The sequence below is a fragment of the Pseudooceanicola profundi genome (assembly GCF_050897955.1).
In the GTDB taxonomy this organism is placed as follows: domain Bacteria; phylum Pseudomonadota; class Alphaproteobacteria; order Rhodobacterales; family Rhodobacteraceae; genus Pseudooceanicola.
Genome location: NZ_JBPAXZ010000001.1, coordinates 529,588 through 556,075 on the forward strand (window position 1 = coordinate 529,588; position 26,488 = coordinate 556,075).

The 26,488-nt window shown below is 65.3% G+C and carries 28 protein-coding genes; 10 read left to right on the forward strand and 18 right to left on the reverse strand.

The features are described from left to right. Position 1 precedes the first annotated feature (1 nt). From ACRARG_RS02570 to ACRARG_RS02580, 3 genes are read right to left on the reverse strand one after another with little or no spacing between them, the layout of a single operon-like run. Positions 2 to 1,201, reverse strand: a complete 1,200-nt coding sequence (locus ACRARG_RS02570; RefSeq protein ID WP_432688412.1) for an ABC transporter permease — start codon at positions 1,199 to 1,201, stop codon at positions 2 to 4. Beyond that, a complete protein-coding gene (locus ACRARG_RS02575) occupies positions 1,198 to 2,985 on the reverse strand; it encodes an ATP-binding cassette domain-containing protein (RefSeq protein ID WP_432688413.1) in 1,788 nt (595 codons plus the stop codon). The genes ACRARG_RS02570 and ACRARG_RS02575 overlap by 4 nt, the downstream gene beginning before the upstream one ends. Continuing rightward, on the reverse strand, positions 2,982 to 3,983 hold the full coding sequence (locus tag ACRARG_RS02580) for an HlyD family secretion protein (RefSeq protein WP_432688414.1): 1,002 nt from the start codon (positions 3,981 to 3,983) through the stop codon (positions 2,982 to 2,984). Before ACRARG_RS02580 ends, ACRARG_RS02575 begins: the two co-directional genes overlap by 4 nt. 97 nt (positions 3,984 to 4,080) lie before the next feature. Here ACRARG_RS02580 and ACRARG_RS02585 point away from each other — a divergent pair, with 97 nt between their 5' ends. The 5 genes from ACRARG_RS02585 to ACRARG_RS02605 all read left to right on the forward strand — a co-directional run bounded on the left by ACRARG_RS02585 (position 4,081) and on the right by ACRARG_RS02605 (position 10,009). Continuing rightward, the gene (locus tag ACRARG_RS02585; RefSeq protein WP_432688415.1) at positions 4,081 to 4,752 is read left to right on the forward strand and encodes a TetR/AcrR family transcriptional regulator; all 672 of its coding nucleotides are present in this window, start codon (positions 4,081 to 4,083) and stop codon (positions 4,750 to 4,752) included. A 141-nt stretch (positions 4,753 to 4,893) separates the two neighbouring features. Further along, on the forward strand, positions 4,894 to 5,754 hold the full coding sequence (locus tag ACRARG_RS02590) for a fumarylacetoacetate hydrolase family protein (protein ID WP_432688416.1): 861 nt from the start codon (positions 4,894 to 4,896) through the stop codon (positions 5,752 to 5,754). A gap of 123 nt (positions 5,755 to 5,877) precedes the next feature. Beyond that, positions 5,878 to 7,476, forward strand: a complete 1,599-nt coding sequence (gene glpD / locus ACRARG_RS02595; protein WP_432688417.1) for a glycerol-3-phosphate dehydrogenase — start codon at positions 5,878 to 5,880, stop codon at positions 7,474 to 7,476. Between the two features lie 105 nt (positions 7,477 to 7,581). Beyond that, positions 7,582 to 9,072: a glycerol kinase GlpK gene (glpK, locus tag ACRARG_RS02600; protein ID WP_432688418.1), complete on the forward strand. Its 1,491-nt coding sequence runs from the start codon at positions 7,582 to 7,584 to the stop codon at positions 9,070 to 9,072. A 109-nt stretch (positions 9,073 to 9,181) separates the two neighbouring features. Continuing rightward, a complete protein-coding gene (locus tag ACRARG_RS02605; RefSeq protein WP_432688419.1) occupies positions 9,182 to 10,009 on the forward strand; it encodes a bifunctional allantoicase/(S)-ureidoglycine aminohydrolase in 828 nt (275 codons plus the stop codon). Between the two features lie 7 nt (positions 10,010 to 10,016). Here the strand turns inward: ACRARG_RS02605 and ACRARG_RS02610 are convergent, their stop codons facing one another. From ACRARG_RS02610 to ACRARG_RS02625, 4 genes are all read right to left on the reverse strand, one after another. Continuing rightward, positions 10,017 to 10,514, reverse strand: coding sequence for an ureidoglycolate lyase (locus ACRARG_RS02610; RefSeq protein WP_432688420.1), 498 nt, complete (start codon positions 10,512 to 10,514; stop codon positions 10,017 to 10,019). Positions 10,515 to 10,606: 92 nt separating this feature from the next. Further along, positions 10,607 to 11,638, reverse strand: coding sequence for a GGDEF domain-containing protein (locus tag ACRARG_RS02615; protein WP_432688421.1), 1,032 nt, complete (start codon positions 11,636 to 11,638; stop codon positions 10,607 to 10,609). Continuing rightward, positions 11,635 to 12,246 (reverse strand): heme NO-binding domain-containing protein, encoded by a 612-nt coding sequence (locus ACRARG_RS02620; RefSeq protein ID WP_432688422.1) that lies wholly within the window; start codon positions 12,244 to 12,246, stop codon positions 11,635 to 11,637. The genes ACRARG_RS02615 and ACRARG_RS02620 overlap by 4 nt, the downstream gene beginning before the upstream one ends. 94 nt (positions 12,247 to 12,340) lie before the next feature. Next, positions 12,341 to 13,900 (reverse strand): trimethylamine methyltransferase family protein, encoded by a 1,560-nt coding sequence (locus ACRARG_RS02625; protein WP_432688423.1) that lies wholly within the window; start codon positions 13,898 to 13,900, stop codon positions 12,341 to 12,343. A 195-nt stretch (positions 13,901 to 14,095) separates the two neighbouring features. On the opposite strand from ACRARG_RS02625, the gene ACRARG_RS02630 reads away from it, so the two are divergent. After that, positions 14,096 to 14,590: a MarR family winged helix-turn-helix transcriptional regulator gene (locus ACRARG_RS02630; protein ID WP_432688424.1), complete on the forward strand. Its 495-nt coding sequence runs from the start codon at positions 14,096 to 14,098 to the stop codon at positions 14,588 to 14,590. Between the two features lie 2 nt (positions 14,591 to 14,592). On the opposite strand, the gene ACRARG_RS02635 is transcribed toward ACRARG_RS02630, so the two are convergent. Next, positions 14,593 to 14,871 (reverse strand): DUF3572 domain-containing protein, encoded by a 279-nt coding sequence (locus ACRARG_RS02635; protein ID WP_432688425.1) that lies wholly within the window; start codon positions 14,869 to 14,871, stop codon positions 14,593 to 14,595. 174 nt (positions 14,872 to 15,045) lie between these two features. Between ACRARG_RS02635 and ACRARG_RS02640 the strand changes: the two genes are divergently transcribed. Continuing rightward, positions 15,046 to 16,500: a diguanylate cyclase gene (locus ACRARG_RS02640; protein ID WP_432688426.1), complete on the forward strand. Its 1,455-nt coding sequence runs from the start codon at positions 15,046 to 15,048 to the stop codon at positions 16,498 to 16,500. 159 nt (positions 16,501 to 16,659) lie between these two features. Here ACRARG_RS02640 and ACRARG_RS02645 read toward each other — a convergent pair whose 3' ends face one another. The 5 genes from ACRARG_RS02645 to ACRARG_RS02665 form a co-directional block, all read right to left on the reverse strand. Further along, complete coding sequence (locus tag ACRARG_RS02645) at positions 16,660 to 17,178, reverse strand: periplasmic heavy metal sensor (protein ID WP_432688427.1); 519 nt, start codon at positions 17,176 to 17,178, stop codon at positions 16,660 to 16,662. Further along, the gene (locus ACRARG_RS02650) at positions 17,175 to 17,597 is read right to left on the reverse strand and encodes a hypothetical protein (RefSeq protein WP_432688428.1); all 423 of its coding nucleotides are present in this window, start codon (positions 17,595 to 17,597) and stop codon (positions 17,175 to 17,177) included. Before ACRARG_RS02650 ends, ACRARG_RS02645 begins: the two co-directional genes overlap by 4 nt. Beyond that, the gene (locus tag ACRARG_RS02655) at positions 17,590 to 18,183 is read right to left on the reverse strand and encodes an RNA polymerase sigma factor (RefSeq protein WP_432691305.1); all 594 of its coding nucleotides are present in this window, start codon (positions 18,181 to 18,183) and stop codon (positions 17,590 to 17,592) included. Before ACRARG_RS02655 ends, ACRARG_RS02650 begins: the two co-directional genes overlap by 8 nt. An 87-nt stretch (positions 18,184 to 18,270) precedes the next feature. Further along, the gene (locus ACRARG_RS02660; protein WP_432688429.1) at positions 18,271 to 18,678 is read right to left on the reverse strand and encodes an EF-hand domain-containing protein; all 408 of its coding nucleotides are present in this window, start codon (positions 18,676 to 18,678) and stop codon (positions 18,271 to 18,273) included. Positions 18,679 to 18,851: 173 nt separating this feature from the next. Next, positions 18,852 to 19,388, reverse strand: a complete 537-nt coding sequence (locus tag ACRARG_RS02665; RefSeq protein ID WP_432688430.1) for an EF-hand domain-containing protein — start codon at positions 19,386 to 19,388, stop codon at positions 18,852 to 18,854. A 263-nt stretch (positions 19,389 to 19,651) separates the two neighbouring features. Between ACRARG_RS02665 and ACRARG_RS02670 the strand changes: the two genes are divergently transcribed. Beyond that, a complete protein-coding gene (locus tag ACRARG_RS02670) occupies positions 19,652 to 20,068 on the forward strand; it encodes a DUF983 domain-containing protein (RefSeq protein ID WP_432688431.1) in 417 nt (138 codons plus the stop codon). 36 nt (positions 20,069 to 20,104) lie between these two features. Then, positions 20,105 to 20,857: an NUDIX hydrolase gene (locus ACRARG_RS02675; RefSeq protein ID WP_432688432.1), complete on the forward strand. Its 753-nt coding sequence runs from the start codon at positions 20,105 to 20,107 to the stop codon at positions 20,855 to 20,857. Positions 20,858 to 20,990: 133 nt separating this feature from the next. Here ACRARG_RS02675 and ACRARG_RS02680 read toward each other — a convergent pair whose 3' ends face one another. The 3 genes from ACRARG_RS02680 to ACRARG_RS02690 are packed head-to-tail and all read right to left on the reverse strand — an operon-like array spanning position 20,991 to position 22,990. Next, on the reverse strand, positions 20,991 to 21,881 hold the full coding sequence (locus ACRARG_RS02680; RefSeq protein ID WP_432688433.1) for a DMT family transporter: 891 nt from the start codon (positions 21,879 to 21,881) through the stop codon (positions 20,991 to 20,993). Between the two features lie 16 nt (positions 21,882 to 21,897). Further along, positions 21,898 to 22,791: a fatty acid desaturase gene (locus ACRARG_RS02685; RefSeq protein ID WP_432688434.1), complete on the reverse strand. Its 894-nt coding sequence runs from the start codon at positions 22,789 to 22,791 to the stop codon at positions 21,898 to 21,900. Continuing rightward, a complete protein-coding gene (locus ACRARG_RS02690) occupies positions 22,784 to 22,990 on the reverse strand; it encodes a DUF2061 domain-containing protein (RefSeq protein WP_432688435.1) in 207 nt (68 codons plus the stop codon). Before ACRARG_RS02690 ends, ACRARG_RS02685 begins: the two co-directional genes overlap by 8 nt. Positions 22,991 to 23,133: 143 nt before the next feature. Here ACRARG_RS02690 and ACRARG_RS02695 point away from each other — a divergent pair, with 143 nt between their 5' ends. Then, the gene (locus ACRARG_RS02695; protein ID WP_432688436.1) at positions 23,134 to 23,997 is read left to right on the forward strand and encodes a helix-turn-helix domain-containing protein; all 864 of its coding nucleotides are present in this window, start codon (positions 23,134 to 23,136) and stop codon (positions 23,995 to 23,997) included. Here the strand turns inward: ACRARG_RS02695 and ACRARG_RS02700 are convergent. Continuing rightward, positions 23,994 to 25,469: a carnitine 3-dehydrogenase gene (locus ACRARG_RS02700; protein ID WP_432688437.1), complete on the reverse strand. Its 1,476-nt coding sequence runs from the start codon at positions 25,467 to 25,469 to the stop codon at positions 23,994 to 23,996. The two genes, ACRARG_RS02695 and ACRARG_RS02700, sit on opposite strands and share 4 nt — an antisense overlap. Further along, positions 25,466 to 26,383 carry a beta-keto acid cleavage family enzyme gene (locus ACRARG_RS02705; protein WP_432688438.1) on the reverse strand — a complete coding sequence of 306 codons (918 nt, stop codon included), beginning with the start codon at positions 26,381 to 26,383 and terminating at the stop codon, positions 25,466 to 25,468. The genes ACRARG_RS02700 and ACRARG_RS02705 overlap by 4 nt, the downstream gene beginning before the upstream one ends. Between the last annotated feature and the right edge of the window lie 105 nt (positions 26,384 to 26,488).

Here is a 26,488-nt window from a genome sequence, read left to right on the forward strand (position 1 = left end):
ATCACTCCAACCGTTTCGCCATCCGGCGCGTCGCAATGGCGATCAGACCCGCGGCATAGGCCAGAAGAATGGCGTTGGTGCTGAGGATCTGGGGCCAGTAATCGCCCGCCATGAACAGGGTCTTGATCAGATCCATAAAATGGGTAGCGGGCAGGATATGGCCGATCACCTGCACCACCACGGGCACATTGCGCAGGTCGAAGACAAATCCTGACAGCATCAGCGCCGGCATGAAGCTGGCCAGAAGGGCCACCTGACTGGCCGCGAACTGATTTCGCGTCACAGCCGAGATCACCAGCCCAAGCGCCAAAGACACAAGCAGATAGATCAGCGAAGACAGGATGATAACCGTGATCGACCCCCGTATGGGCACATCAAAGACGAATTTCGCGGCGAGCAGGCACATCGCCAGATCGATCAGCCCGACGGCCAGAAACGGCACCAGTTTCGCCAGAACTATTTCCAGCGGGCGTGCGGGGGTCACAAAAAGCGATTCCAGCGTGCCACGTTCCCATTCCCGCGCGATCAGAAGCGATGTCAGGAAGGCCCCGATCAGCGTCATGACCAGAACGATCAACCCGGGGACAAGAAACCAGGTGCTGTCATTGGCTTCGTTGAACCAGACGCGCGGCACGATGACAACCGAGGCGGCGGGGACCATTCCGGCCTGCCGGTCCGCCAGGATCTGCAGCGCGGATTGCACAGCGCCGTTGGCGTAGCCTTCGATAGCCTGCGCCGAGGTCGTGTCGACCCCGTTCAGGATCAGCTGCAGACGCCCCTCTCCGGCGAGGACATGCCGGGAGAAATCGGCGGGGACGCGCAGGATCGCGGACACATCGCCGGCCCGCATGAGGGTTTCTGCCTCTGTCATCGAATAGGTCCAGACCGGGGTCAGGTAGTCCGACCCGGCCAACGCCGCGACAATGCTGGCTGTTGCCGCCGAGCTGTCTTCCATGATCACCGCCACGCGCGCATCCGTGACGTCAAAGGACAGGCCGTATCCGAACAGGAGGATCAGAACGACCGGCAACAGCAGACCGACGAACAGATTGCTGCGGTCACGCAGCATCTGGCGCGTTTCCTTGCGCACCAGCGCCACCAGACGTGCCCGCGCCCGCGACCGCGCGGAACCGCCCGCCTGAGCGGACTGCGTGCCGGCGTCGACGTCTGCTTCTGTATCGACCTCGGTGCGCGTGGTCATGCGGCCTCTCCCGCATGCGATCCGGGGCGCTTTGCGCGCGACTGTTCCACGATCCCGATAAAGGCCTGTGTCATGTCGCTGTCTTCGGCACCCGCCATGTCGCGCACCTCGCGCGGTGTTCCGATGGCCAGCATCTTGCCGGCGTCCTGGATCGCGACACGGTCGCAATATTCGGCCTCTTCCATAAAATGCGTCGTGATGACCACCGTCACGCCCCCCCGGGCAAGCTCTGTGATCGACCGCCAGAAGGCACGGCGGGCCAGCGGATCGATACCGCTTGTCGGTTCGTCAAGGAACAGGATCTGCGGTTCGTGCAGCAGGGCCCCGGCCATGGCCAGACGCTGGCGATAGCCGGCAGGCAGCTGCCCGCTGCGCGCCGACGGGTCGAGGTCGAACTGGTCCAGCAGCGTGGCCATCCGTGCCTTGAGCCGGCGCCCGCGCAGCCCATAGGCCCCGCCCAGAAACCGCAGGTTCTCCGACACGGTCAGATTGCCGTAAAGCGCAAATTTCTGAGACACATAGCCAATGCTGGCACGGGCCCTTGCGCGGGCCTCGCGCAGGTTCTGCCCGGCAACGTTCAGCTCGCCACTGGTGGCAGGCAGCAGGCCGCAGAGCATGCGGAAGGTCGTCGTCTTGCCCGCGCCATTTGGGCCGAGCAGGCCAAAAATCTCGCCCCGCGCAACCTCAAAAGAGGTGCTGGCCACGGCCGTGAAATCGCCAAACCGGCGGACAAGATCGCGGACCGAGATCGCCGGGCCGCGGTCCTGTCCCCCCGGCCGCGCGGCGGCGACGGCCGGGTGCCCCTGCCCCGGCGTCACATCCACCTCTGGCGGCGTGTCGCCGGCGTGGCGCAGAAGCATCATGAACGCATCTTCCAGATCTTCGGGCCTGGTCTGCGGCTGCATGTCCGGCAACAGGCGGGCCAGCACCTGTGCCCGATCTTCAGTCCGTCCCGGCCTGAGGATGAACCGGACATCGCCGCCCCGTGGCTCGGCATCTATCACCTCGCCCGGGGCATCGATCAGACGTGCCTGCAGATCGCGCGCCTGCATATGTGCCGGCGGCGTGCAGCGATAGGTCAGCCCTCGCGCGCGGCTGCGTATCTCGGCCGGCGTGCCGCGGGCCAGAATTTGGCCTGCATGCATGATGCAGACCTGCGCACAGCGCTCCGCCTCATCCATATAGGCGGTGCTGACCAGAACGCTCAGCCCCTCGTCCTCGACCAGCTGCATGATGATCTTCCACAGATCGCGGCGCGACAGCGGATCGACGCCGACGCTAGGTTCGTCCAGCAGCAGCAGTTCGGGTGACCGGACAAGGGTACAGGCCAGCCCCAGTTTCTGCTTCATACCGCCGGATAACTTACCGGCCGGGCGATCGGTGAAGCGCGACATATCTGTCATCTCCAGCATGCGGGCGAACCGTTCGCGGCGGGCCTGCGGCGGAACGCCATGCAGATCGGCATAGAGATCGAGGTTTTCCTGAACGCTCAGATCCTCGTACAGCCCGAAGCGCTGAGGCATGTAGCTGATGCGATCCTGCACCGCCTGCGGCGCCTGCAGGACGTCCTGGCCCAGGACCGAGAGCCGGCCCTGCTGCGGTTTCAGCAACCCGGCGCAGCAGCGCATGAAGGTTGTCTTGCCCGCCCCGTCAGGGCCGACAAGCGCGGTCAGTTCGCCGGGGCGTACGCGCAGCGAGAAATCGTTCAGGGCCGGCGCCTCTCCGGCCCCCGCGCCCGGAAACCGCAGCACCAGCCCATCGGCCAGAACGGTTGGCTCGGTCACAACCCGGCCTCCAGCAGCACCGTGACGGGCTGCCCCAGCCGGAGCCGGTCGGCGTCGTCGTCAACAACAACCCGAACCTCATAGACAAGCGATGTCCGCAACTCCTCCGTCTGCACCACCTTTGGCGTGAATTCGGCCACTGACGAAATATACCCGACGTGACCGGCGACCGGCGCGCCCGGGAAACTGTCGCTGAGAACCTGCGCCGGCATGCCCTCTCTCAGGTGTCCCAGGTCGGCCTGACGCACATAGACGCGCACCCATTTGGGTGCAGTCAGGGCCAGCGCATAGACCGGCGCCTGTGCCGTGACCATGTCGCCGGGTTCTTTCAGGCGGGACCGGACAACGGCCGTGGCCGGTGCACGCAATTCGCCCTGCGATTGCTGAAACTTGAGCAGCTGCAGCTGGCTTTCCGCCGACTGGAGCCTGGCCCGCGCCGCGGCGAGGTCTTCCTGCCTGGCGCCTGCTACGATCAGGTCCAGCGCGGCGCTGGCCTGCTGCAGGCTTGCCGTGGCGGCCTCTGCCTCTGCCGTCACACGGTCCAGATCCTCCTGGCTCACCGCGCCGCTGCCCGTGGCGATCAACCGGTCGATCCGGTCGCGGCGCAGATCGGCAAGCCGCGCGCCTGCCGTGGCGGAGGCAACGCTGGCCCGCGCCTGCGCGATCTCTTCCGGCCGCGCGCCGGCCTCCAGTTCCAGAAAAGCCTGGTGCAGCGCTTCGACCTGCGCCGCCTGCGCCTTGACCTGAAGGGTCAGCGCCGTTGTGTCGAGATGGCCGATCACCTGATCGGCAGAGACGGTGTCGCCCTCTTCCGCGGTCAGATCGGTGATGCGGCCACTGCCGTCAAAGGCCAGCGCCACCTGCCGGATATCGATATTGCCGTAGAGGGTCAGCGGCCCGGATTCGGCGTCCTGCCGGGCCGACCACCAGTAAATTCCGCCTGCGCATACGGCCAGTAACGCCCCAAAAACAGCACCTTTTGCGACACGACCCGGCATGACATCCCTCCGACAGGAAATTAAATCTAAATTGAATTTAATATATCGCAATGCTAGAGTCGAGCGTCTGACAGGTCGGACATAGCGGAACGAACCCATGCCAAACGCAAAACGCCCCGGCGCGGCACGCATCCCCAGGGCCGACGGCACAGCCACACGCCAGCGCATCCTTGAGGTGGCCGGCGAACGATTTGCGGCGGCGGGATTCGCCGACACGACCAGCAAGGAGATTGCGGGCCTAGCCGATGTCGATCTGGCGTCGATCAACTATCATTTCACCAGCCGGGCCGGGCTCTATCAGGCGGTGCTGGCAGAGGCGCATCGGCGGTTTGTCGATATGGACGATGTGGAACGGATCGCCGCCAGCCCACTACCCCCCCGGGAAAAGCTGACGGGGCTGATCCGGTTCCTTGTCGGTGGCGCGTTCCGGCAAGAGCTCTGGCCGATGACCGTGCTGGCGCGGGAAGTGCTGGCCCCGACCGTGCATATGCACCGGCTGCAGGATCAGGAAGTTCTGCCCAAGCTCAAACTGGTTCTGCCCATCCTGAGCGAAATTACCGCAATCCCTGCCACGGACCCGGTGCTGGTTCGCTGCCTGCCCAGCATCGCCGCCCCCTGCGCGGCAATTGCGCTGGTCGGTCAGGGCAAGACTCCGATGGGCCAGCTGATTGGCAATGGTGCGGAAGAACAGGTGGTCGAACAGCTGTCGGTCTTTGTTCTGGGCGGGCTGGACGCCATCGCCGCCCGCTACCTCAACGGGGGGTGGTGACGGGCGCCGGTCCCCTCTGCCTTGCAGTGCGCGACAGAACGGGCCACCCTGCCGGTGGCGCGCGGCGCCTGCCAGATACCGGGCGGCGCCGCCGGGCGCAGGCGACACCTGCGCGAGCTGGCACAGGGAAGAGGCAAAACAATGAAATTTCTTACCTTTATGCAGGATGGCCAGACCGGCCTGGCGGTTGAGGCCGACGCGGGGTTTCGCGGCCTGACCGAAGACCAGCCGGCCTATCCGGGTGACCTGTTCGACCTGATCGGCGCCGGTCCGGCGGCGCTGGCCAAGGCCGCAGAGGCCCTGGCACAGGGACAGAATGTCGACCCCGAGACCTGCGCCGTGCTGCCGCCGATCTCCCGGGCGGGCAAGATCATCTGCGTCGGGCTGAACTATGCGGATCATGCTGCGGAGACCGGCAATGCGCAGCCGGATTTCCCGACTCTGTTCGCGCGGTTCAATTCCTCTCTCATCGGTCACGGGGCGCCGATCATCCGGCCCCGGCTGTCCGAACAGCTTGATTTCGAAGGCGAGCTCGTCGCCGTGATTGGACGCAGGGCGCGGGATGTCGATGCGGCGGAGGCGCTTGACTACGTCGCCGGATATTCGATCTTTAACGATGCCTCGCTGCGCGACTATCAGATGCGGTCTCCGCAATGGACGGCCGGCAAGAATTTCGACGGCACCGGCGCTTTTGGTCCCTGTTTCGTCACGGCGGACGCGCTGCCGCCCGGATGCCGGGGCCTGACGCTGACAACCCGGCTGAACGGCGAGATCGTGCAACAGGCCGCGATCGATCAGATGATTTTCTCGGTCGCTGATATCGTTGCCACCTGCGCCTCGTTCATGACGCTGGAGCCGGGCGATGTGCTTGTCACAGGCACGCCGCCGGGGGTGGGCATGGGGCGCAAACCACCGCTGTGGATGACGGACGGCGACATCTGCGAGGTCGAGGTTAGCGGGATTGGACGGCTGACAAACCCCGTGCGGGACGCAGACCGCTGACTGTAAAGGCTCTGCCGCCGGGCGCGGGACGCAGCAGACCGCCGGCCGGCAGCGGCGGCACCTTTGCAACCCGGCGGCGGGCTGGCATATCTGCACCAATCAGAGCGCGGCAGGGATCCAGATGTGACCGATGACACCCAGATAACCGACCTGTTCGTGATCGGCGGCGGGATCAATGGCTGCGCCATCGCGCGGGATGCGGCGGGGCGCGGCCTGACGGTCCGGCTGGCGGAACGCAACGATCTGGGGTGGGCCACCTCCTCGGCCTCGACCAAGCTGTTCCATGGCGGCCTGCGCTACCTGGAATATTTCGAATTCAGGCTGGTGCGCGAGGCGCTGCGCGAACGCGAGGTCCTGTTGCAGGCCATGCCGCATATCGCCTGGCCCATGCGGTTTGTTCTGCCCTACCACCGCGACATGCGGTTTGAAACCGACACACCGGCAGCCCGGCTGCTGGGCCGGGTGATGCCATGGACCAGAGGCCGCCGCCCGGCCTGGCTGATCCGGGGGGCGCTGGCGCTCTACGATACGCTTGGCGGGCGCAGCCGGTTGCCAAGGACGCGAACCCTCAGCCTGACGGGAACGGCCGAAGGGGCGCCGCTGCAGCCGCGTTTTGAACATGCTTTCGAATATTCCGACGGTTGGGTCGACGATGCCCGGCTGGTGGTTCTGAATGCCCGGGACGCGGCCGCGCGGGGCGCCCGGCTGATGCTTCGGACGGAGGTGATCTCGGCCGAGCGCGAGGAAAGCGCCTGGCTGATACGGACCCGCAACTGCGACACCGATCAGATCGCCGAGCACCGGGCGCATATGGTCGTGAATGCTGCGGGGCCATGGGCCAGCGAAGTGCTGAAAGACCGGCTGAACATGGTCTCCACCGACCGGATCCGGCTGGTGCGCGGCAGCCATATCGTGGTGCCTCGGCTTTATGAGCATAACAAATGCTACTTTCTGCAGGGCACAGACGGGCGCATCATATTCGCCATCCCCTACGAGACCGATTTCACCCTGATCGGGACGACGGATGCCGATCATCCGGATGCGTTTACGCCGCCGCACTGCACCGAAGAGGAGCGGGACTATCTGCTGTCCTTTGCCAACCGGTATTTCCGCCAGCCGTTGACGGCAGATGACGTCGTCTGGAGCTATGCCGGGATGCGCCCGCTGCATGACGACGGTACTGCCAAGGCCTCTGCGGCCACCCGCGACTATACGCTCAAGCTCGACACTGCGGGCGGGGCGCCATTGCTGAATGTCTTCGGCGGCAAGATCACGACCTATCGCAAGCTTGCCGAAAATGCTTTGACGCTGATCAGCCGTCATCTGGCGGCCGGTCCGGCCTGGACGGCAGGTGCCGCCCTGCCCGGCGGCGATTTCCCGGTGGATCAGGTGGCAGAGCTGATTGCCGGGCTTCGGGCGGACTATTCTTTCCTGACAGCGCCCTGGGCGGCGCGGCTGGTGCGCGCCTATGGGACAGAGGCGCGGTCGGTGCTGGGTGCGGCACAGACCGCGCAGGACCTTGGAACGGAATTCGGCGCGACGCTGACCGAGGCCGAGCTTGACTGGATGATGTCGCATGAATTTGCGCGGACCGCGGAGGATGCGCTCTGGCGGCGCAGCAAGCTCGGGCTGCGGATGACGCCGGACCAGGTCCGGTCGGTTGAGCGGTGGATGGCCGGGCATGACGTGCAGCCGGGCCCGGCCGGGCCGAAGATAAACTAAAGAAACTACTGCAATATCAGCCCGCTATCATTCGGACCCCGGACCCGGACCGCGTTGACAGCCCGCGCGCGCAGAGCCACACTCCGGTCTGGAGGGAGCCATGTCATGTCGTATATTCTGGCCATAGATCAGGGCACCACCTCAAGCCGTGCGATCCTGTTTGATGCGCAGATGCAGGTGGCAGGTCTGGCACAGCAGGATATCACCCAGCATTATCCCAAATCCGGCTGGGTCGAACATGACCCCGGCGAGATCTGGAGCAGCACCGCCGCCGTCTGCCGCTCTGCCATCGAAAAGGCCGGCCTGCGGGCCGGAGATATCGCCGCGATCGGCATCACAAATCAGCGCGAAACGACGCTGATCTGGGACCGCAAGACCGGCCGGCCGATCCACCCGGCGATCGTCTGGCAGGACCGGCGCACTGCGGATCGCTGCCGCGATCTGACGGCGGCGGGCTATGGCCGTCGCGTGTCGGAGGTGACGGGATTGCTGATCGATCCCTATTTCTCCGGCACCAAAGCCGCCTGGATCCTGGACCATGTGGACGGCGCCCGATCCCGCGCAGAAGCCGGAGAGCTTGCCTTTGGCACGGTTGACAGCTGGCTGATCTGGAACCTGACGGGCGGCGCCGTTCATGTGACGGATGCCACCAATGCCTCCCGGACCATGCTCTATGACATCGCCGGGGGGGACTGGTCGCCGGAGATGTGCGATCTGCTTCATGTGCCGCGATCCATCTTGCCCGAAATACGCGACTGCGCCGATGATTTCGGGACAACACGCGCCGATCTGTTCGGGCGGGAGATACCCGTTCTCGGCGTGGCAGGGGACCAGCAGGCGGCGGCCATCGGACAGGCCATCTTCCGCCCCGGCATGATGAAATCCACCTATGGCACGGGCTGCTTTGCGCTTCTCAATACGGGCGAGACGATGGTCCGGTCGCATAACCGGCTTTTGACGACACTCGCTTATCGGCTGGACGGCAAGGCGAGCTATGCGCTGGAAGGGTCGATCTTCATCGCCGGGGCGGCTGTGCAATGGCTGCGCGACGGGCTTGGGCTGATGCGCCATGCGCAGGAGGCGCAGGCCCTTGCCGCCGGGGCGGATGCAGGGCATCACCCCATCCTCGTGCCCGCCTTTACCGGTCTGGGCGCGCCCTATTGGAACGCCGAATGCCGTGGGGCGATGTTTGGACTGACCCGTAATTCGGGCGCGGCGGAATTCGCCCGGGCGGCGCTGGAATCCGTGGGGTATCAGACCCGCGACCTGCTGGAGGCCATGCGCGCAGACTGGTCTGATCTGGGCGATACGGCGCTGCGGGTCGATGGCGGCATGGCCGGCTCTGACTGGGCGATGCAATTCCTGTCGGACATGATCGACGCGCCGGTGGAACGCCCTGCCCTTCTGGAAACGACGGCCACCGGGGCAGCCTGGCTTGCCGGGCATCAGGCGGGCCTCTACCCCGGGCCGGAGGAATTTGCCCGGACCTGGCAGGCGGAGGCGCGGTTCGCCCCGTCGCTGGCCGCACAGGACCGCGAGCGGCTCTACCGAAACTGGAAAAGAGCGGTCGAGGCGACGATCGCCTTCGCGTCGTGATTGTGCCGCTGACGGCAGAGAATTCGGTCAACCCCCTTGCCTTTTTGTCCGGATTGCGGTGTCAGACCTGTAGCCCGGCCTAACCGGGCCACACCTTTAGGAGAGCGCCTTGTCGCATCGCTATGCCTCGTCCCCGGGCGGATTGCCGCCACAGACCCAGACACCTTCGGACAGTGCGGTCTTTACCAACTCTTACGCGCTGATCCCGCATAGTACGATGCGCGACATCGTCACCAGTTTCCTGCCGCACTGGGACAGAACCCGGGCCTGGATCCTGTCGCGGCCGCTTTCCGGTTTTGCGGAGACCTTTTCGCAATATATCGTTGAAACCGAACCAGGGGGCGGCTCCGACCGTCCGGACCCGGACCCTCAGGCGGAAGCGGTGCTCTTCGTGACGCGCGGGACGGCCCGGCTGCGCCTGGATGGGGCGGATCACATGCTGGAGGAAGGCTCTTATTGCTACATTCCGCCCGGCACCTCCTGGGGCCTGCATGCCACGGGGGCAGAGCCGTTGAGGTTCCACTGGATCCGCAAAGCCTATCAAGTGGTCGATGGCCTTGCCCTGCCAGAGGCATTTGTGACGCATGAAGACAAGGTCGCGTCCGATCCGATGCCCGGGACAGAGGGCAAATGGTCGACCAAACGTTTTGTGCCGGTCGAAGACCTGCGGCACGACATGCATGTGAATATCGTTGCCTTTGAACCCGGTGCGATCATTCCCTTTGCCGAAACCCACGTCATGGAGCACGGGCTTTATGTGCTTGAGGGAAAAGGCGTTTATCGGCTCAACACCGACTGGGTCGAGGTCGGCCCGGGCGATTACATGTGGCTGCGCGCCTTCTGTCCCCAGGCCTGTTATGCGGCGGGACCGGGGCGGTTCCGCTATCTGCTTTACAAGGACGTTAACCGGCACGCGACACTGCGCCCGTTCGGGTAAGTCCGCGTCAGCCGATCTGGATCGGGCGGTCGAACCAGTGTTCCTCAAGGTTTGTCGTGGTGCCGATGCGATCAACCACGGCAAACAGCCCCGGGGCATGCAGTGGGGTGAGAACACCATGCCAAGTGCCGCGGTAGAAGTTCACCCCCTGCCCCGGCGACGCCCGAAAGGCACGCGGGCGGCCGGGAATTCCGTCCCGGTCCGGCGCCACGATCACCAGCCAGTCATGCTGGCTCATCGGGATGAAGGCCTGCGAACCGTCCGGATGTCGTTCGACCATTTCCAACATGTAAGGTAGCTGTCGCGGTTCTGCCTTGAACAGGCTGATGCCGGCCCGGCCGCGGGGACCGAAATCCAGCATGGCGCGGTCGTGATAGCGGCCGCAGAACCCCTGATTGATCAGCTTGTCCGGATCTCCTTCGGCTTCGAGCACGTCGCCAAACGGGGCGAAGGCGTCCAGATTCAGCGGCTCGATTGATATGTTGCGGCCCAAGCTGTCCTCCAATTTGCGACTGAAGTGACGCAAAACGGGAAGCCGGGCAATAGCGACAGGTGCAAGCCCGGAACATCAGCTGTGCATCCGGCGGCGCCGGGCGGTCAGCGCAGCGGACTGCCAGATTGCTGACCGGCACGATTGTGAAAACAATGGCGACCGCGTCCCGCGCGTTTGGCCGAATAGAGCGCGGCGTCGGCATCGGCCAGCATCCAGTCCGCCCGCGGCTGGGCATAATCGATGGAGAGCACCGTTCCCAGAGAAGCCGAAATCTGACAGGTCTGCCCCTGCCAGAGCGTCGGCTCCTCCAGCCGCCGGATCAGGCGACGCGCGATCTCCTCCAGCCGTTCCCTGTCACATAAGTTATGAAAAACAAGGACAAATTCGTCGCCGCCGACCCGGGCGACCACGTCTTCCGCTCTGGTTTCCTCTGTCATAATCCGGGCCACATTCTCCAAGACATGGTCGCCCGCGGCATGCCCCAGCGTATCGTTCACCTCCTTGAAGAAATCGAGGTCGACATGCATCAGGGCAAATTCCTGCCCCAGCTCTGTCATCCGGGCCAGAACGTGATCCAGCGCCCGGCGGTTCGCCAAGCCCGTCAGCAGATCGGTGGCCGCTTCATATTCCGCCATGGCCTTGGCCCGCTGCAACTGGCGCGTCAGACCGCGCGACGCCTCCATCGCGGCTGATTTCGCCTCCACCACAAACAGCATTTCGACCGTGGGATCGGTGGCAGCAAAATCCGACCCGGTCAGGCTGTATTGCTGCAGCGCCTCAAGTATCGAGATGCCAAACGACAGATTGAGGATCGCCCCGCCGCCGGAAAGCGGGACAGCCATGCCCTGCAGGGTGGTTTTCGGGGCATCCCGCAGCCGGAGCCTCAACCGATGGCGGCGGGAGGTCGCGGCGATCACTGCTGCAACATCGCACAGACCAGCCGGATGCGTGGTTTCAAGGATATCAAAGACCCGCCGGCCCCGCAGCGCCTCTCCCGGGCGGAGTTTTCGCAAGGTCGGACCGGCATGCAGGATGGTGCCGCGTCTGTCCAGCACGGTATGCATGGGGCACAGCCGGTCGAGAACCTCGTTAAAGGCCGGGGGATCCGCGGGGGCTGCCTGAAGCTGAGCGGTCACGATGCGGGTTCCCGCTGGGCGTCTGCGGCGGCGGCGGCGAGATGGAATTGCCGGCCCTGCGAATAGGCAGAGGTGACGATGCGGAGCGAAATCTGTTCCTGCCCGCCCTCGCTCTGGCCGTAGTCCAGCAGGACAAGGGCGCCGTAATCGTCCGCCAGCGCCCGCAGAATACCGACCATCACCAGGCCAAAGCCCTGCGGCCCGCCACCGATAGACAGAACGTAGCTGTCGTCCGGGTCGCATCGCAACTCAAGCTCCGGCAGTTCCAGATCCGACACGGCCAGCCGTGCCCGGCCAGGCAGGTCTTCGAGAGAGAGCAGGAATTCCTCGTAGGTGGTGCCGGCGAAGCGCAGCAGGCGGCGCAGCCCCTCCATGTTTTCATTGCAGACGAGGTAGGTCCCCAGATCCTCAAGTATGCTGTCGCGCGGCCGGGTGAGGGCACCTGCCGCGGCGGTCAACACCTGCTCCGTCACCGCGTCGTCGTAATGAAGCATTGCCGCAAAATCCATGTCGGCAACACCTGCTTGCCGCGCCACGACGTACCAGACATCGGGCCCGTAGGTGTCGCGCAGAAAACACTGGATCGCGCGGTTGATCAGCCCGTGCATGCCTTGCCCTTCCGTTCACCGGTTGCCGGGACTATCGCAGAAAGAGCTTAATATATGGCGAACGCTGCGCCGCCCGCGCGCGCGGACCTGCGCATCAGAAATCGGTTGGCGCACCACCTTCTGCCCGACGCTTTTCGACAAATTCGATCAGCTCGCCGTGGCGCGCATCCTCCAGCGGGGGCGGCACAAATTCCTGAAGAATGCGCTGGAACATGGTGTGGGCACGCTCTGCCGTCCAGACACCGCCCGCGATCTGCCAGCCTTCAAAGTTGCGCCAGTCACTGACCGAGGGCTGCCAGAAGGCCGTGGCGTAGCGGTCCTGCGTGTGCTGGATGCCAAAGAAATGTCCGGAATGTTTGACCTCGTTCATCGCGTCAAAGGCCAGATCACCGGCGTCGGTCCGCCACAGGGCGGGATCGAAATAGCGCAGGATCTGGCTCAGCACCTCGCAATCCATGACGAATTTCTCGGGGCTGGCGATCAGCCCGCCCTCCAGCCAGCCGGCGGCGTGATAGATGATATGACTGCCTGACTGGACCCCGGCCCAGAGCGAGTTCGACGTCTCCCACATTGCCTGCCCGTCCGGCACGTTGGCGGCACAGGCGCCCGAGGACCGCATGGGCAGGTTGTAATAGCGGCACATCTGCCCGGTGATCTGGGTGGCGCGCATATATTCGGGCGTCCCGAAGGCTGGCGCGCCGGATTTCATGTCGACGTTGGAGGTAAAGGTGCCAAAGGCGCAGGGCACGCCCGGGTTGATATATTGTGCCAGCGCAATGGCCGACAGGCCTTCGGCCAGCGATTGCGTGACAGCGCCAACCATGGTCACAGGCGCCATGGCGCCGGCCAGCGTAAAGGGAGAGACGATCAGCGCCTGCCCGCGACGCGCCATCCGCATCCAGCCGTCCAGCATAGGATAGTCATGCTTGAGCGGCGAGGTCGAATTGATATTGGTGAACATCCGGGGGGTTGCCGCGAATTCATCGTGGCTGACCCCCGCGGCGATCCGCACCATTTCCATGCCGTCCTCGATCCGCTCCGGACCGAGGCTGTAGGCATGGGGCGCTTTGTCCGTGAGTGTGAGCTTGTCGTAAAGCGCATCCAGATGGCGGACAGAGGGATGGATGTCGACCGGTTCCACCGGGTAGCCGCCGATGAAATGGATACAGTTGTAGTATTGAGAAAGTCTTAAGAAATTGGCGTAGTGCACCCTCTGGCCCGGGATTTTGCGGCCCAGAGCCATATCCCAGTAGTTTGGCGGGGACGAGACATTGCCAAACACCATGTGATTGCCGCCGATGGTGATCCGGCGGTCGGGGTTGCGCGGGGTAATGGTCCATTGCGCCGGCGCATGGCTCAGCATCTCGGTCACGAAATCGCGGCCCATATAGACCACCTCGCCGTCGACCCGGCACCCGGCCTGAGCCAGGATGCGACAGGCCTCGGGGTTCAGGAAGGCCACGCCGATCTCTTCCAGCACCCGCATGGCGGTATCGTGGATCGCCTCGACACCTTCCTGCGGCATCGGCTCTGTCGGTCGATCGGGGTTCACGGGCACCTGCCAGGGCGCCTGTGTGATCACGGCGGGCCCCCGCCGGGCGGCATATCCGGCCCGGCCGCCGCCACGTTTCTTTCTGGGTGTTTCGATTGTCATGAGCGCGCTCCCTCTTCCGGCAGAAAAGCATGGGCCGGGCTGAATGCTGAAACATTCCCGACACATCATGTCGCTTTTGAAGCATTCAATCAGAACAATCGCGTCCGCATGATGTCCGAACCCGGTCCGCCACGGAGGAGGTTTCGGGGTCCGCGCGGCTTGACAAGTGGCCGGCGGTGCGGCCCAGTCGGACCCATGTCACTGCCGCCCACCATCCATGACAGCGTGACCGGAGACCAGAAGGACCCGGCGCTCTACCGCCTTCATGCGTCGCTGGGATATCACCTGTCCGTTGCCGCACGCCTGCAGGAGCGCTGGCTGGATGAAAAGTTGCGCGATATCGGCCTGACGCGGATCAGCTGGTGCGTCCTGCTGGCTGTCGGAAACGAGGGGCTGACCCAGCCGTCCGACATCGCCACCTTTGTCGGCATCGACCGGACCGCGACGTCACGGGCCCTGCGCGGAATGGAGGCGCAGGGGCTGCTGGAACGCAATTCAGGCGAAGGCGACCGCCGGACGCGCCACATCACGCTGACGCCGGCAGGGGAACGGGCGATCGAGGCCGCGACCCCCTTCGCCCGGGAAAACGCCGCCCGCATGGCGGACCGTCTGCGCCCCGAAGACCATGCCGAACTGCTGCGCCTGCTGGCGCGTCTGATCGAAGGCAATCCCGGGCTGCCGTCCCTTTAGGATCAGGTCCAGTGCACCTGTGCCCCTCCGGGAAGCGCCGCGCGCGCCTGCATCAGGCTGGTGTATGACAGGCTCCGGGCATCGCAGCAGGCTATCACCCAGGCATCGTCCATCAACAGGAAATCAAGCACGGATCCCAGCAGTTCCGGCTCGCCCGCGCGGGCGCGAAGCTCTGTTTCGGACAGTCCCGAGGCATTCATGAACACCGGCAACAGCTCTTCATTGCCCGCCAGCCAGGCTAAAGCGCCCAGGGCTATGGTTTCGGCCTGATCCTGTTTCATCCGGTCTCCGTTGTGCCGCTCACGCCATGGTGATGAGGGAATTTCCGCTTAAGCCCCCCCTGCGGGAGCCATCGCAACACTTTATTAACCACTTTCACCAAATGTCGATCTCAGACAAGACCGGGTTCGATCCGCAGAAGCGGCCATGCCCGGGCCAGGAAACAGGCGGAGAAGATGCCCGGAAGACTCCTGATCGCCGATGATCGCTTTGCCAGCAGGCTGATGCTGAGCGCCCTGTTTTCCGGGGCGTATTACGACGTCATTCAGGCGGATCGGCCCAGCACCGCGCTGGCGGCGGCACGGGCTGACCGTCCCGGTGCAATCATCCTGCGGGACGGATTCGGCCCGGACGGGGCCATAGCCTTCTGTCATCAGCTCAAGGCGGACCCGGCAACGGCGGATTGCCTGCGCATCATCATGACCGACAGGACCGATCCGGACCGGACCGTCAAGCTGATCGCGGCCGGTGTGGACGATGTGCTGTGCCGCAGCTATGGCGACGAGGAACTCCTCGCGCGGGTTGAGGGGCTGCTGCATCACCGCGGCCGCGTTGCCGATCTGCAGCTTCGTTTCGGCCCGGATCGCGACAGCGGCCTGGCCGAAGCGACGGCCGGCTTCTCCTGGCCAAGCCGGATCGCATTGGTCTCTCCGGCGCAGGACGCGCCCTATTGGGCAGAGACGCTGACGCGGACCCTGCGACATCGCAATATCGCGCCGGTCCAGGTCGGGACCGGCACGGGGTCCGGCGCCGCCCTGCCGGATGCCTCGCTGTTTGTCGTCGACGGCCCGGGCCTTGGCCGGGAACAGGCGCTGCGCCTCATCGCCCGGCTTGCCGCGCGGCCCGATCCCGCCAGCTGCCTGCTGGCGGTCGGGCCGGATGACAGCGGCTTCGCGGCCCAGGGGCTTCGGGTGGGCGCCAGCGGTATCCTGCGCGGCGCCCTCGATGGTGCCGAAACGACCGCGCGGGTCGGACTTCAGCTGGACCGTCTGGACAAGATCGACCGCCTGCGCGCCGATCTCAGCCAGGGCCTGCGATCGGCCGTCATCGACCCGCTGACACGGCTGTATAACCGGCGCTTTGCCATGCCCCGGCTGCAACGGTTGCTGCATGATCTGCGCCGGACCGGTCAGCCGGCCACGATCATCATGGCCGATCTGGACTATTTCAAATGGATCAATGACAGGTTCGGTCATTCGGCCGGCGATACCATTCTGTCGGCCACCGGCGGGATCATTGCCGAACATACCCCGACAGAGGGGTTTGCCGTCCGCATGGGCGGCGAGGAATTTCTGATCGCGCTGCCCGGCACCGATCAGGCCGCTGCCCGGATCATGGCGGAAAAACTGAGGGAAGCGATCTGTGGCACCGTCTTCGCCCACCCCCGGAGCGGCACCGGCCTTCGGACGACCATTTCCATCGGGATCAGCACCATGACCTGCCGGCGCCTGCCGCCTTTTCTTGCCGCCGAGGATGAGATCATCCGCTGGATATCAGAAGCGGATTCGGCGCTCTATCAGGCGAAACACGAGGGACGTAACCGGGTCGCCGTCGCGGCAGAGCAGCCGCCGACCCGTTCCGGCACCTGGGCGCCTGCACCGCTGGCCAGATCGCAGCTCGCCGGAAGTTAGGACAGCCGCCCTGCGATCACGCGTGGCAGGCGGAAGCCGGCCCCGCATGGGCCGCGCGCGGGGCCTGAACCGGCAGGGAACGGCCAGCAGGTGGCACGGCCAGTGTCGCGTCTGCCCCTGCCCGCGGGAAAGCGCGGCCAGCCTGCGACGCGTCTACCGTCAGTCGTCGGCTGCCGGGCCGGGTTTGCGGTCCTTGAGCCGCCGTTCCATCCGGAGGAGCCCCTCCTCCAGCCGATCGGCGAATTCGGACCGGTCTTGGGTCGACATGCCGGAGATGCGGTCCATCAGCACCGTCTGCCCGCGCATCAGCCGGGTGGTGGCTGTTTCGGCCTGCCGGTCCAGCACCGTCTCGACCACCGAGGGATCAAAGGGGTTGGCACGCAGGGCCGTAATCAAACCCCGGTATTCCTCGGCGACATCGTCATGAGACGGCCGGGCCGTGCGATATTCGCGACGCAGCTCGCGTCCGATTTCCCGCCGGTCCTTTTCGCTCAGCGCGAAGGTGAGCGGGCCGATCATACGGTCGACCCGCGGCACATTGCGTTCGGGCCGGCCGTTCATCATATGTCCGGCCACCACCCCCGCGACAAGCAGGTTCAGCCCGAGCGAGACGAGCAGCAGCAGGCGAAGCGGCCAGCCCATCCGGCGCGGCGCCGGGTCTGCTATCTGCCGGGTCATTGCCAGTCCTCCAGATCATCGGTGTAGGAAATCAGAGTGAAGTTCTGGATCGGGTCCACCAGATATGCGTCCTGTTCAATTTCCGTCGAAACGGTGGCGAGGCCGAGAGCGGAGACCGGCAGGGCCGCCGCAGCCGGACCGAACATACCAACCGCGAGGCCCGCGATGCCAGCCGTGGCGAGCCCGGCCAGGCTGGGCCAGCCGCCCAGCAGCGCCAGAACTGCGGCCAGCGGGCCGCGCCGGTCCGACACCCGGGGCTGCAGGCGGGCATGGCTCTGTTCGTCCTGAACCGCAAAGGCATCTGCCCCGATCCGTGCCAAAAGGTCGGATGACGGCGCGGGCATCGTCCGCCGGGCCGCGGCGAAATAGGGCTCCAGCCCGCTATCGGGGGCCTCGGTATGTGTGTCTCGCTCAGTCATCGTCTACAAATCCCAGTTTCTCCTTCATGCCCGAGAGTGCCTTGACGAGTCCACGCTTGCCGCGTGCTGTCAGGCTCTCTACCGCCTCGACCCCGATCCCCATCGTCTCCGCGATTTCGGGATTGGCCAGACCTTCGAGGTGGCGCAGGACCACCGCCTCTCTCTGCCGGTCGGGCAGTGTCGCCAGGGCCGTGTGCAGGGCATGGGTGCGGGCACGGTCCTGAAGCTGTTGATCGACGCCGGGCGTCGTGTCTTCCGGCTCTGGTATTGCGTCGATATCGACCGCGCCGCGACGTCTGCGGCGCAGCCGGTCGGTCGCCAGGTTGGCCGTCACCCGGTAGAGCCAGGTGGAAATCTTGGCCTCGCCCTGGCGCCACTCCGGCGCGATGCGCCAGAGCTTCATCATCGCCTCCTGAGCCACGTCCTCGGCTTCGGCCTGATCGCCCAGCATCCGCCATGCATGGCCATGAACACCGGGGGCAAGCCGCTGGGTCAGCAGCCGCGCGGCCTGCCGGTCGCCATTGGCGAACAGCACCAGCAGCGCGTCGTCATCCAGTCGCTCCAGATCGTCGAAGGGCATGTCCATCATATCCGGTGGGCGTAACCATTTCCTCGGGGCCGTGCAATCGGGCCTGTGACGGGGGAGGTCTCCCCCCCGTCACAGGCCGATGGCTCAGCGCCCCCACGTGCCGTCGCGGTGGTCGGGCCGGGATGCCGGGAGCGGTTTGGCCTTCGCCGCAAAGCTCTGCCTGACGGATGCGAATTCCGGACCGGTCACGGCGCCGTCCGCATCCCTGTCGAGAAAGGCGAAAACACGTTCGCGGGTCTGGCTCTGCCATTCGTCCGACGACAGGCTGCCATTGCGGTCGGTGTCGGCCACGCGCACCAGATAACGGGCCATCTGCCGTGACGTTTCATCGTCAAACCGGGCGCGGGCTGCGATCTCTTCCGCGGTGATCTCGTCATCGCGGTTAGTGTCCAGCCGGGCGATGCGCCGGTCCGATCCGGCGCGCAGTTCCTCGCGGGTGACGCCACCGTCGCCGTTAAGGTCCAAAGCCAACGCATCGTTTACCGATGGCATTGCAGTTGGGCGGAGATGACCATCCCGCGCCTGGGCCGAAAGCGGAAGCGCCGAGGTCGTCAGGACCAGGACAAGAGCGGACAGAGTAAGATTTCTGGGATGCATGGATTTGGCTTTCTCTGATGAGCGTTGTGGGGGAGGAGGCCGGCGACGACGCGCCGCCGGCCTGTATCTCAGTCGTGGCGGGGCTTATCCGCGCGGTCGGACTTCCAGCGTTTGCCATGGTCATGATCGCCACGGTTCATGCGCGCCTCGCGGTCGCCGAACATTTTGCGGGCCCGCTCGAATTCCTCGCGCGTTACGGCGCCGTCCTCATCGGCATCCAGAAAGGCGAACATGCGGTCGCCATTGCGCGGCCCCATCTCATCGGCCGTCAGTTTTCCATCCTCATTGGCATCGGCGCGCTTGAGCATGCGTTCGGCCATTTTCTGCATCCGTTCGGTGCGTTGGGTTTCCATGCCTGCGACGATCTCGTCGATGGTCACTTCGCCATCGCCATTCGCATCGGCGTCCGAAAAGCGCTTCTGCGCCTGGGCCTGCATTTCCTCGCGGGTGACTTTGCCGTCGCCGTCGGTATCCATGCGGGACATGTCAAAGCCCGGGCCACGCTGAGGCCGCGGGGCGGCGTCGCGATCCTGCGCGGCCAGCGGCAGCGCGGTGGAGGTCAGCGCCAGTATCAGCGCGGAGGTGATTGCATTTGCTCGTTTCATCGGGTCTCAATCCTGTTTTCGATCTCTCCGGTGAAGTCTCCGGCAGGGTGTCCCGCCGGCCTTCTGATCTCTCTAACGGGGGGGCTCGGGGTTTCCGTCGCGGGGGGGCTATTTTTTTTCGGGGCGCCCGTTGCGGCGCGCGACATCCCGCCGCAAGGACACCGCATCCTCTTTTCACCGGCCGTTCAGACCGTCACCTTAGGCAGATCACATCCATTCCGGCGGCAGGCCTCCCGTGCACGCCGCCGAGCAGAGGGACCGTCATGACAGAGGCCGAACCGCCCAAGGCCGATCACGATCAGGCCGGGCAAAGCCAGGAGAGGGAGACATGGCCGGCGCTGCGGCTGGGCTGGCGGCGGCGTTGCCCGAACTGTGGCTCCGGACCGCTGCTGAAGGGGTATCTCACGGTGCGCGATCACTGCCCCGTCTGCCGGGAGGAGCTGTTTCATCATCGCGCCGACGATGGGCCGGCCTATCTGACGATCCTGATCGTCGGCCATCTGATGGCGCCTTCGCTGCTAGCCGTGTTCTTTGCCTTCCAGCCGGAGCCTCTGGTGCTCTTCACCTGTTTCGCTATTGGCACGGTCGCGCTGTCCCTCTACCTTCTGCCCAGATTGAAGGGGGCGCTGGTGGCTTTCCAATGGGCCCGGCGCATGCACGGGTTCGGAAAAACCGGTTAAGGCCCCCGGGGTGCATCCGCGCCGAGGGAGGAAAACATGCAGTTACCGGATCCGGCCAATGCCGCCAATCTCGACGAAGGCCAGCCCTTTGACAAATCGCAGATCCGCAATGCCGCCACGGTGATTGCCCTGCGCGACCGCACGACGGCGCCGAAGGTCCTGATGGGGCAGCGCGGCGCCAAGGCTGTCTTCATGCCAAACAAGTTCGTCTTCCCCGGCGGCGCCGTGGATGCGGGTGACGCCACCGTGCCGCTGGCCGGGCCGATCCCCGATCCCTGCGCGGGCCGTCTGCTGGAGGATGCCGAGGGCGATCTGGTCACGGCGCTTGCCGCCGCAGCGGTGCGGGAGCTCTGGGAAGAGACGGGGCTGATCCTGGGTCGCCCGGGTCAGTGGGATACGGTCCCGCCGGACTGGGAAAGCTTTGCCGCGACCGGCCATATCCCCGACGCCTCCGCCCTGCGCTTCGTGTTCCGCGCGATCACCCCGCCGGGCCGGCCCCGCCGGTTCGATGCGCGCTTTTTTGTGGTCGACGCAGATGCGCATATCGTTTCTGACCTCGACGATTTCTCCGCCGCCTCGGATGAGCTCTCGGCGCTGCAATGGATCCCCCTGCCCGAGGCGCGCGGCTTTGACCTGCCCTTCATCACGGAAGTGGTGCTGGCAGAGGTTCAGCAGCGCGCCGCCGACCTCTCCCCGCCCGACAGCGTGCCCTTCTTCGCCAACAAGGGGGAGAACCGCGCCTTCAAGCGGCTTCGCGGGATGGTGGAAGCGCAGGGGCGTGAGGACTGAAAAAGACCAAGGCTTAGCTTGATCGTCATGCGCTCCGAGGGCACCGGCCGCCCAGGGGGGCGGTCGGCCGCTGCCCGGCGTGCCGCCGGGCGGGTGCTCTGAACCGGGCCTTCGAGAGAGGCACCGCCTCAGATCAGGTCACCGCCACCAGCGCCACGACCGACAGGGTGATCAAGGCAATCCCCAGCCCCTCCCGCCGGCTGACCGTCTCGTGAAAGAAAATGACCGAGGCCAGCAGCGACAGGATCACCTCCAGCTGCCCCACGGCAAAAACATAGCCCGCATTCTCCAGCGCGAAGGCCGAGAACCAGCAGAAACTGCCGCCCAGGGAGGCCAGCCCGATCCAGCCCGCCCGTTTCCAGGCCTTGGCGACACGCGAGACCTCTCCCGGTTCGCGCCAGAGCAGCCAGCCGCCGAGGCTGACGATCTGCACCAAAAGCACGCCCGACAGCGTCACCAGCGCCCGTGACCAGGCCTCCCCCGCCACTTCCAGCGTGGCCCCGCGATAGGTCACGGCGGAAATCCCGAAAAACACGCCGGACACCAGCCCCAGCACCACGGCGCGCGACATCAGGATGTCGGTCCAGCGGCCGCCCTCGACCTTGGGCGGGTCTGACAGGATCAGGACGCCCGTCAGCCCCACGATCATCGACAATAGCCCGGCCAGGCTGACGCCCTCGCCCAGGATCACGATGCCGACCAGCACGGTCAGCAGCACCTCGGTCTTCTTCAGCGTGATCCCGACCGCGAAGTTCCGGGTCTGGAACAGCAGGACGACGCAGACCGTCGCCATGATCTGGCTGATCCCGCCCGCAATCGCATAGGGCCAGAAAAGCGGCCCCAGCGACGGCCAGTCCGGCACCAGAAACGGCGCGGCGACCCAGACAATCGGGGCGGAGAAAAGGAACCGCGCGAAGGTCGCCCCCCCGGCAGAAAGCCCGCCGGTGGCCAGCACCTTCTGCAGCATGAAGCGGGCCGTCTGAAAGACGACCGCGCCGAGGGAGAAGAGGATCCAGGTTTCCATGACCCGGATCAGTGACCTATTCCGCGGGCGGCTGCCAGAGCGGATGCGGCACAGGGTCCTTTGCGGAAATCAGATAGCGCCCGAAGATCTCGCGGTAATTGCGATAGACATAGCCGTCGTTCCGCTTGAGAAACCGCTCCTTGTGCTGACGGTAGAGCGCAGGCAGCTCATACCAGGCCCGGTTCGGGTGGGCATGGTGCACAACGTGCAGGTTGTTATTGAGGAAGAGCAGTGCCAGCGGCCCACGGTCCTCCACGATGACGGTCCGCCCCCGGGCACGCTCATGGGCGCGGTGTTCCAGGAAGGTCCGGATCTTCTGCAAGGCATGCGCCAGATAGGTGGCCAGCAGATAGGCCCAGACCGGCATCTCCGCCACGAAAGCCAGCCAAAGCACGACCGGAACCAGCGCCGGGATATGCCAGAGCCAGCCTTTGCGCACCCGCGCATCCCCCTGCCGCGCCGCGCGCAGATCGGTCCGAAAGAAGCAGACGGTGCCGACCACCGGCCCCAGCAGCATCCGCCCCAGCAGCGTGTTGTTCGCCGCCATGACGAACTGCTGCCAGCGGGCCATCTTCGTCCAGACCGCCGGATCCCAGAAATTGCTTTCCGGATCGTCATAGGGATCGGTCAGATGTTCATCGTGATGATGATCCAGATGGGTATCGCGGAACCGCAGATAGGGAATGACCAACCCAAGAGCCGGAAAGACCAGCGCCTCGTTCAGCAGGCGGTTGCGGAAGGGATGGCCATGGATGATCTCATGGCACAACGAGGCGTGGAAGGAGATTGCGACCCCCGCCACAATCACCGCCAGCGGCAGCCACAGCGTGGCCAGCCAGGTCGTTGCCAGCCCCCAGACCAGATAGGTTGCGCCAATCAGCGCCAGCGTGGGCCATTCGATCTTACGCATCGACACGCCCCCAGCCGATCCGCGCCCAGACCCGTTCGTAGCCTGCGTAACAGATGAACCCCAGAAGCGCGTTCACTACCGCCATGCTGCCGCCGGTGGCGATGGAGCCGGTGAAGACAAAGCCCACCACAACCATCACCACCAGACCCAGCACGGTCCACAGAACGGATTTCACAAGCGTGCGTTCACGCGTTTCCATGCCACATCCCCATTGTCCCTGAGCTGCCCCGGCGCGTGTCTCCGCGTCTCTCGGGCCGTCACAAAACAATTACCTCTGCACTGCGGCATGGAGAATTCCGTATCTGATTAACAAAATTCCCCGTTGGTGATATAAGTCACGCCATGCCGGAATCAGTCGACAAACGCCTCAGGGCAAGCCAGTTCCGCCAGCGTCTGACGCAGGCGATGAAGGACCGCGGGGCGACCCAGGCGGGGTTGGCCCGGGATATCGGCGTCGACCGGTCCACCATTTCGCAGCTTCTGTCCGGCGACGGCGCGCGGCTGCCCAATGCGCAGGTCGTGGGGGAATGCGCGGCGGCGCTTGGCGTGTCGGCCGACTGGCTGCTGTCGCTGTCGGAACGGCCCGAAACGGCGGCCAATCTCATGGCGGCCTCGCTGTCGCTGACCTCTGCCCCGCGGGCGCTCGTCGACGAACAGATCTTCGCCTGGCATCAGGAGGCGGCGGGGTACAAAATCCGCCACGTCCCCGCCTCCCTGCCCGACATGTTCAAAACGACCGAGGTGATGCAGTGGGAATATTCCCCCCATCTTGGCAAGACCACGGCGCAGGCCATCGGCGCGTCGCAGGACAGGCTCAGCTGGATGCGCCAGTCCTCATCGGATTACGAAATTGCCCTGCCGATCCATGAGCTTGAGAGCTTCGCCCGGGCAGAGGGATATTACCGCGGCCTGCCCGCCCGTATCCGCCACGACCAGGTCGAGCGGCTGCGCGACCTGACGCGGACACTTTACCCCCGGCTGCGCATGTATCTGTTTGATGCGCGGCGGGTGTTTTCCGCCCCGATCACGGTGTTTGGTCCGCTGATGGTCGCGCTCTATTCCGGCAGCCATTACATCGTGTTCCGCGACAAGGAACGCGTTCAGGCCCTGACCCGGGATTTCGACAATCTGGTGCGGGAGGCGCAGGTGACAGCCCGGACCCTGCCCGAAATGCTGACGCGCCTGCAGGCAGAGATCCGCGATTAGGGGCGTTGCCCCACGGACCGGCTCAGCCCCTCCGGCGCGGGCAGTCCGGATTGCGCATCCTTCAGCGCGCTCAGACGCTCTTCCAATACCGGCGTCATCGGCGCAGACCGGCGCGTGCCCAGATCGACATGCAGCAGCATATGCTCCGCCGTTGCCAGCAGCCGGTCGCCCGACCGCAATTCATGCCAGAGGTGCATCTTCTTGCCGCCGCCGTCGATCACACGGGTCAGCACCTCCAGCGGCGCACCCGCCTTAACCTCATCGATATGACGAATATGCGTCTCAACGGTAAAGAAACTCTGACCGGCCGCGACGTATTCCCGGTCGCAGCCGATCAGGATCATCATCCGGTCGGTCGCATCGGCAAAGACATGCAGATAGCGCGCCTCCGTCATATGGCCGTTGTAATCCAGCCAATCGAGCGGCACCGCCCGGCGGATCGTCCGCACCGGCTGCGAGAGGTCCGCGATATCGGCAAAGCTCTCCGGCACGCCAGCGGCCGCCAGCCGCGCCGCATCGCCTTCTTTCTGCAGCGTCCCGGCGCCCCAGCTTTCCGCGCCAAGCGCCCGCAGGATCCCTACGAGGTTGCGGTCGCGCTGCGCCTCCAGCTCTGCAATCGTATGGGCGCCGGACTGGGCGTCGGACTGGCTGGCGATCTTCTGCACCAGCGCATCGTCCATCTCGGGTACATCCGTCAGCTTGGACCAGGGCCATTCCAGCGCCGGACCGAACTGATGCAGGAAATGCGCCATGCCACCCTCGCCGCCGGCAATGCGGTAGGTCTCAAAGAGGCCCATCTGCGCCCAGCGAAGACCAAAGCCCAGCCGGATCGCATCGTCGATCTCGGCCGTTGTGGCCACGCCGTCCTTCACCAGCCAGAGCGCCTCCCGCCAGACGGCCTCCAGGAGCCGGTCGGCAATATGCGCGGGCACCTCGGCCTTGACCTCCAGCGGCGCCATGCCGATTTCCCGCAGGATATCGGTGGCCCGTGTCACCATCTCCGGGATATTGCGCGGGCTTGCCACGACCTCGACCAGCGGGATCAGATAGACCGGGTTGAAGGGGTGCGCGACAATGACCTGGCTGGCCCTCTGCATGCCGCCCTGCAGCTCTGTCGGGGTAAAGCCCGAGGTGGAGGAGGCAAGGATCGCCCCGTCCTCCATATGCGGCAGCAGGGCCTGATAGATCTTGTGCTTGAGCTCAAGCCGTTCGGGCACGCTTTCCTGAACCCATTCAGCGCCGCGCACCGTATCGGACATCAGGCCCGGAAATTCGAGCCGGCCTTCCGGCGGAAGCGCCACGTCGCCAAGACCGGGAAGCGCGAGACGGGCGCGGTCGATGACCTCGCGGACGCGCGCCTGCGCCTGAGGCTCGGGATCGAAAACCCGCACATCCCAGCCGTTGAGCAAGAACCGGGCCGCCCATCCGGCGCCGATCACGCCACCGCCGATTATGGCTGCGACACGTGTCATGCGATCCCTCCCGGCGCCCGCTTTTGCAGGCCCAGCCGGTCCCGCATGGCCTGTGGTCCCATGACCCTGGCTCCGAGGTTTTCGATGATGGTCACGGCCCGCTCGACCAGCTGGGCATTGGTTGCAAGCGTGCCGCGCGACAGCCAGAGATTGTCTTCAAGGCCAACCCGCACATGACCTCCGGACAGGACCGCGGCGGCGACATAGGGCATCTGATGCCGCCCCAACCCAAATGCCGAGAAGGTCCAGCCTGAGGGCACATTTGCAACCATGGCCTGCAGAGTTTGCAAATCGTCCGGCGCACCCCAGGGGACGCCCATACACAGCTGAACAAGGGCCGGCGCCTTCAGCACCCCCTCTTCGACCAGCTGGCGGGCAAACCACAGGTGCCCGGTGTCGAAACACTCGATCTCCGGCACCACGCCAAGCGCCGTGATCTGCCGGCCCATGGCGCGCAGCATGCCAGGCGTGTTGGTCATGACATAGTCGTTTTCGGCGAAGTTCATCGTGCCGCAATCGAGGGTACAGATCTCCGGCAGGCAGTCGGCGACATGGACCAGCCGCTCTTCTGCGCCGATCATATCCGTGCCCGGCCCCGGCGGCAGCGGATGGTCGGTGCCGCCAAGGATCAGGTCGCCGCCCATCCCGGCGGTCAGGTTCAGCACGACATCCGTATCGGCGTCGCGAATGCGGTCCGTCACCTCGCGGTAGAGGGCCGGATCGCGGGACGGGGCGCCGGTGTCGGGATCGCGGACATGGATGTGAACACAGGCCGCGCCAGCGCGCGCGGCGTCCAGCGCGCTCTCGGCGATCTGGGCCGGGCTGCGGGGCACAAGGTGCGACCTGTCCTGTGTCTGGCCGGAGCCGGTCACGGCACAGGTCAAAAATACCTCCGACGATATCGAAAGCGGCATGACATCCCTCCGCGTTCAGGAAGGCGCGGATTTGGTCTGTCAGGCAAGCAGCAATGAGCACCCACCGCTCTGGCGGGGCGGGAGTGTTGTAGGCAAGCCACCCTG

Coding starts and splice junctions, on each gene's coding strand:
- ACRARG_RS02570 (WP_432688412.1), bottom strand. CDS start 1,201: ATGACCACGCGCACCGAGGTCGATACAGAAGCAGACGTCGACGCCGGC.
- ACRARG_RS02580 (WP_432688414.1), bottom strand. CDS start 3,983: ATGCCGGGTCGTGTCGCAAAAGGTGCTGTTTTTGGGGCGTTACTGGCC.
- ACRARG_RS02585 (WP_432688415.1), top strand. CDS start 4,081: ATGCCAAACGCAAAACGCCCCGGCGCGGCACGCATCCCCAGGGCCGAC.
- ACRARG_RS02590 (WP_432688416.1), top strand. CDS start 4,894: ATGAAATTTCTTACCTTTATGCAGGATGGCCAGACCGGCCTGGCGGTT.
- glpK (WP_432688418.1), top strand. CDS start 7,582: ATGTCGTATATTCTGGCCATAGATCAGGGCACCACCTCAAGCCGTGCG.
- ACRARG_RS02620 (WP_432688422.1), bottom strand. CDS start 12,246: ATGCACGGGCTGATCAACCGCGCGATCCAGTGTTTTCTGCGCGACACC.
- ACRARG_RS02625 (WP_432688423.1), bottom strand. CDS start 13,900: ATGACAATCGAAACACCCAGAAAGAAACGTGGCGGCGGCCGGGCCGGA.
- ACRARG_RS02630 (WP_432688424.1), top strand. CDS start 14,096: ATGTCACTGCCGCCCACCATCCATGACAGCGTGACCGGAGACCAGAAG.
- ACRARG_RS02635 (WP_432688425.1), bottom strand. CDS start 14,871: ATGAAACAGGATCAGGCCGAAACCATAGCCCTGGGCGCTTTAGCCTGG.
- ACRARG_RS02640 (WP_432688426.1), top strand. CDS start 15,046: ATGCCCGGAAGACTCCTGATCGCCGATGATCGCTTTGCCAGCAGGCTG.
- ACRARG_RS02645 (WP_432688427.1), bottom strand. CDS start 17,178: ATGACCCGGCAGATAGCAGACCCGGCGCCGCGCCGGATGGGCTGGCCG.
- ACRARG_RS02650 (WP_432688428.1), bottom strand. CDS start 17,597: ATGACTGAGCGAGACACACATACCGAGGCCCCCGATAGCGGGCTGGAG.
- ACRARG_RS02655 (WP_432691305.1), bottom strand. CDS start 18,183: ATGGACATGCCCTTCGACGATCTGGAGCGACTGGATGACGACGCGCTG.
- ACRARG_RS02660 (WP_432688429.1), bottom strand. CDS start 18,678: ATGCCATCGGTAAACGATGCGTTGGCTTTGGACCTTAACGGCGACGGT.
- ACRARG_RS02665 (WP_432688430.1), bottom strand. CDS start 19,388: ATGAAACGAGCAAATGCAATCACCTCCGCGCTGATACTGGCGCTGACC.
- ACRARG_RS02670 (WP_432688431.1), top strand. CDS start 19,652: ATGACAGAGGCCGAACCGCCCAAGGCCGATCACGATCAGGCCGGGCAA.
- ACRARG_RS02675 (WP_432688432.1), top strand. CDS start 20,105: ATGCAGTTACCGGATCCGGCCAATGCCGCCAATCTCGACGAAGGCCAG.
- ACRARG_RS02680 (WP_432688433.1), bottom strand. CDS start 21,881: ATGGAAACCTGGATCCTCTTCTCCCTCGGCGCGGTCGTCTTTCAGACG.
- ACRARG_RS02685 (WP_432688434.1), bottom strand. CDS start 22,791: ATGCGTAAGATCGAATGGCCCACGCTGGCGCTGATTGGCGCAACCTAT.
- ACRARG_RS02690 (WP_432688435.1), bottom strand. CDS start 22,990: ATGGAAACGCGTGAACGCACGCTTGTGAAATCCGTTCTGTGGACCGTG.
- ACRARG_RS02695 (WP_432688436.1), top strand. CDS start 23,134: ATGCCGGAATCAGTCGACAAACGCCTCAGGGCAAGCCAGTTCCGCCAG.
- ACRARG_RS02700 (WP_432688437.1), bottom strand. CDS start 25,469: ATGACACGTGTCGCAGCCATAATCGGCGGTGGCGTGATCGGCGCCGGA.
- ACRARG_RS02705 (WP_432688438.1), bottom strand. CDS start 26,383: ATGCCGCTTTCGATATCGTCGGAGGTATTTTTGACCTGTGCCGTGACC.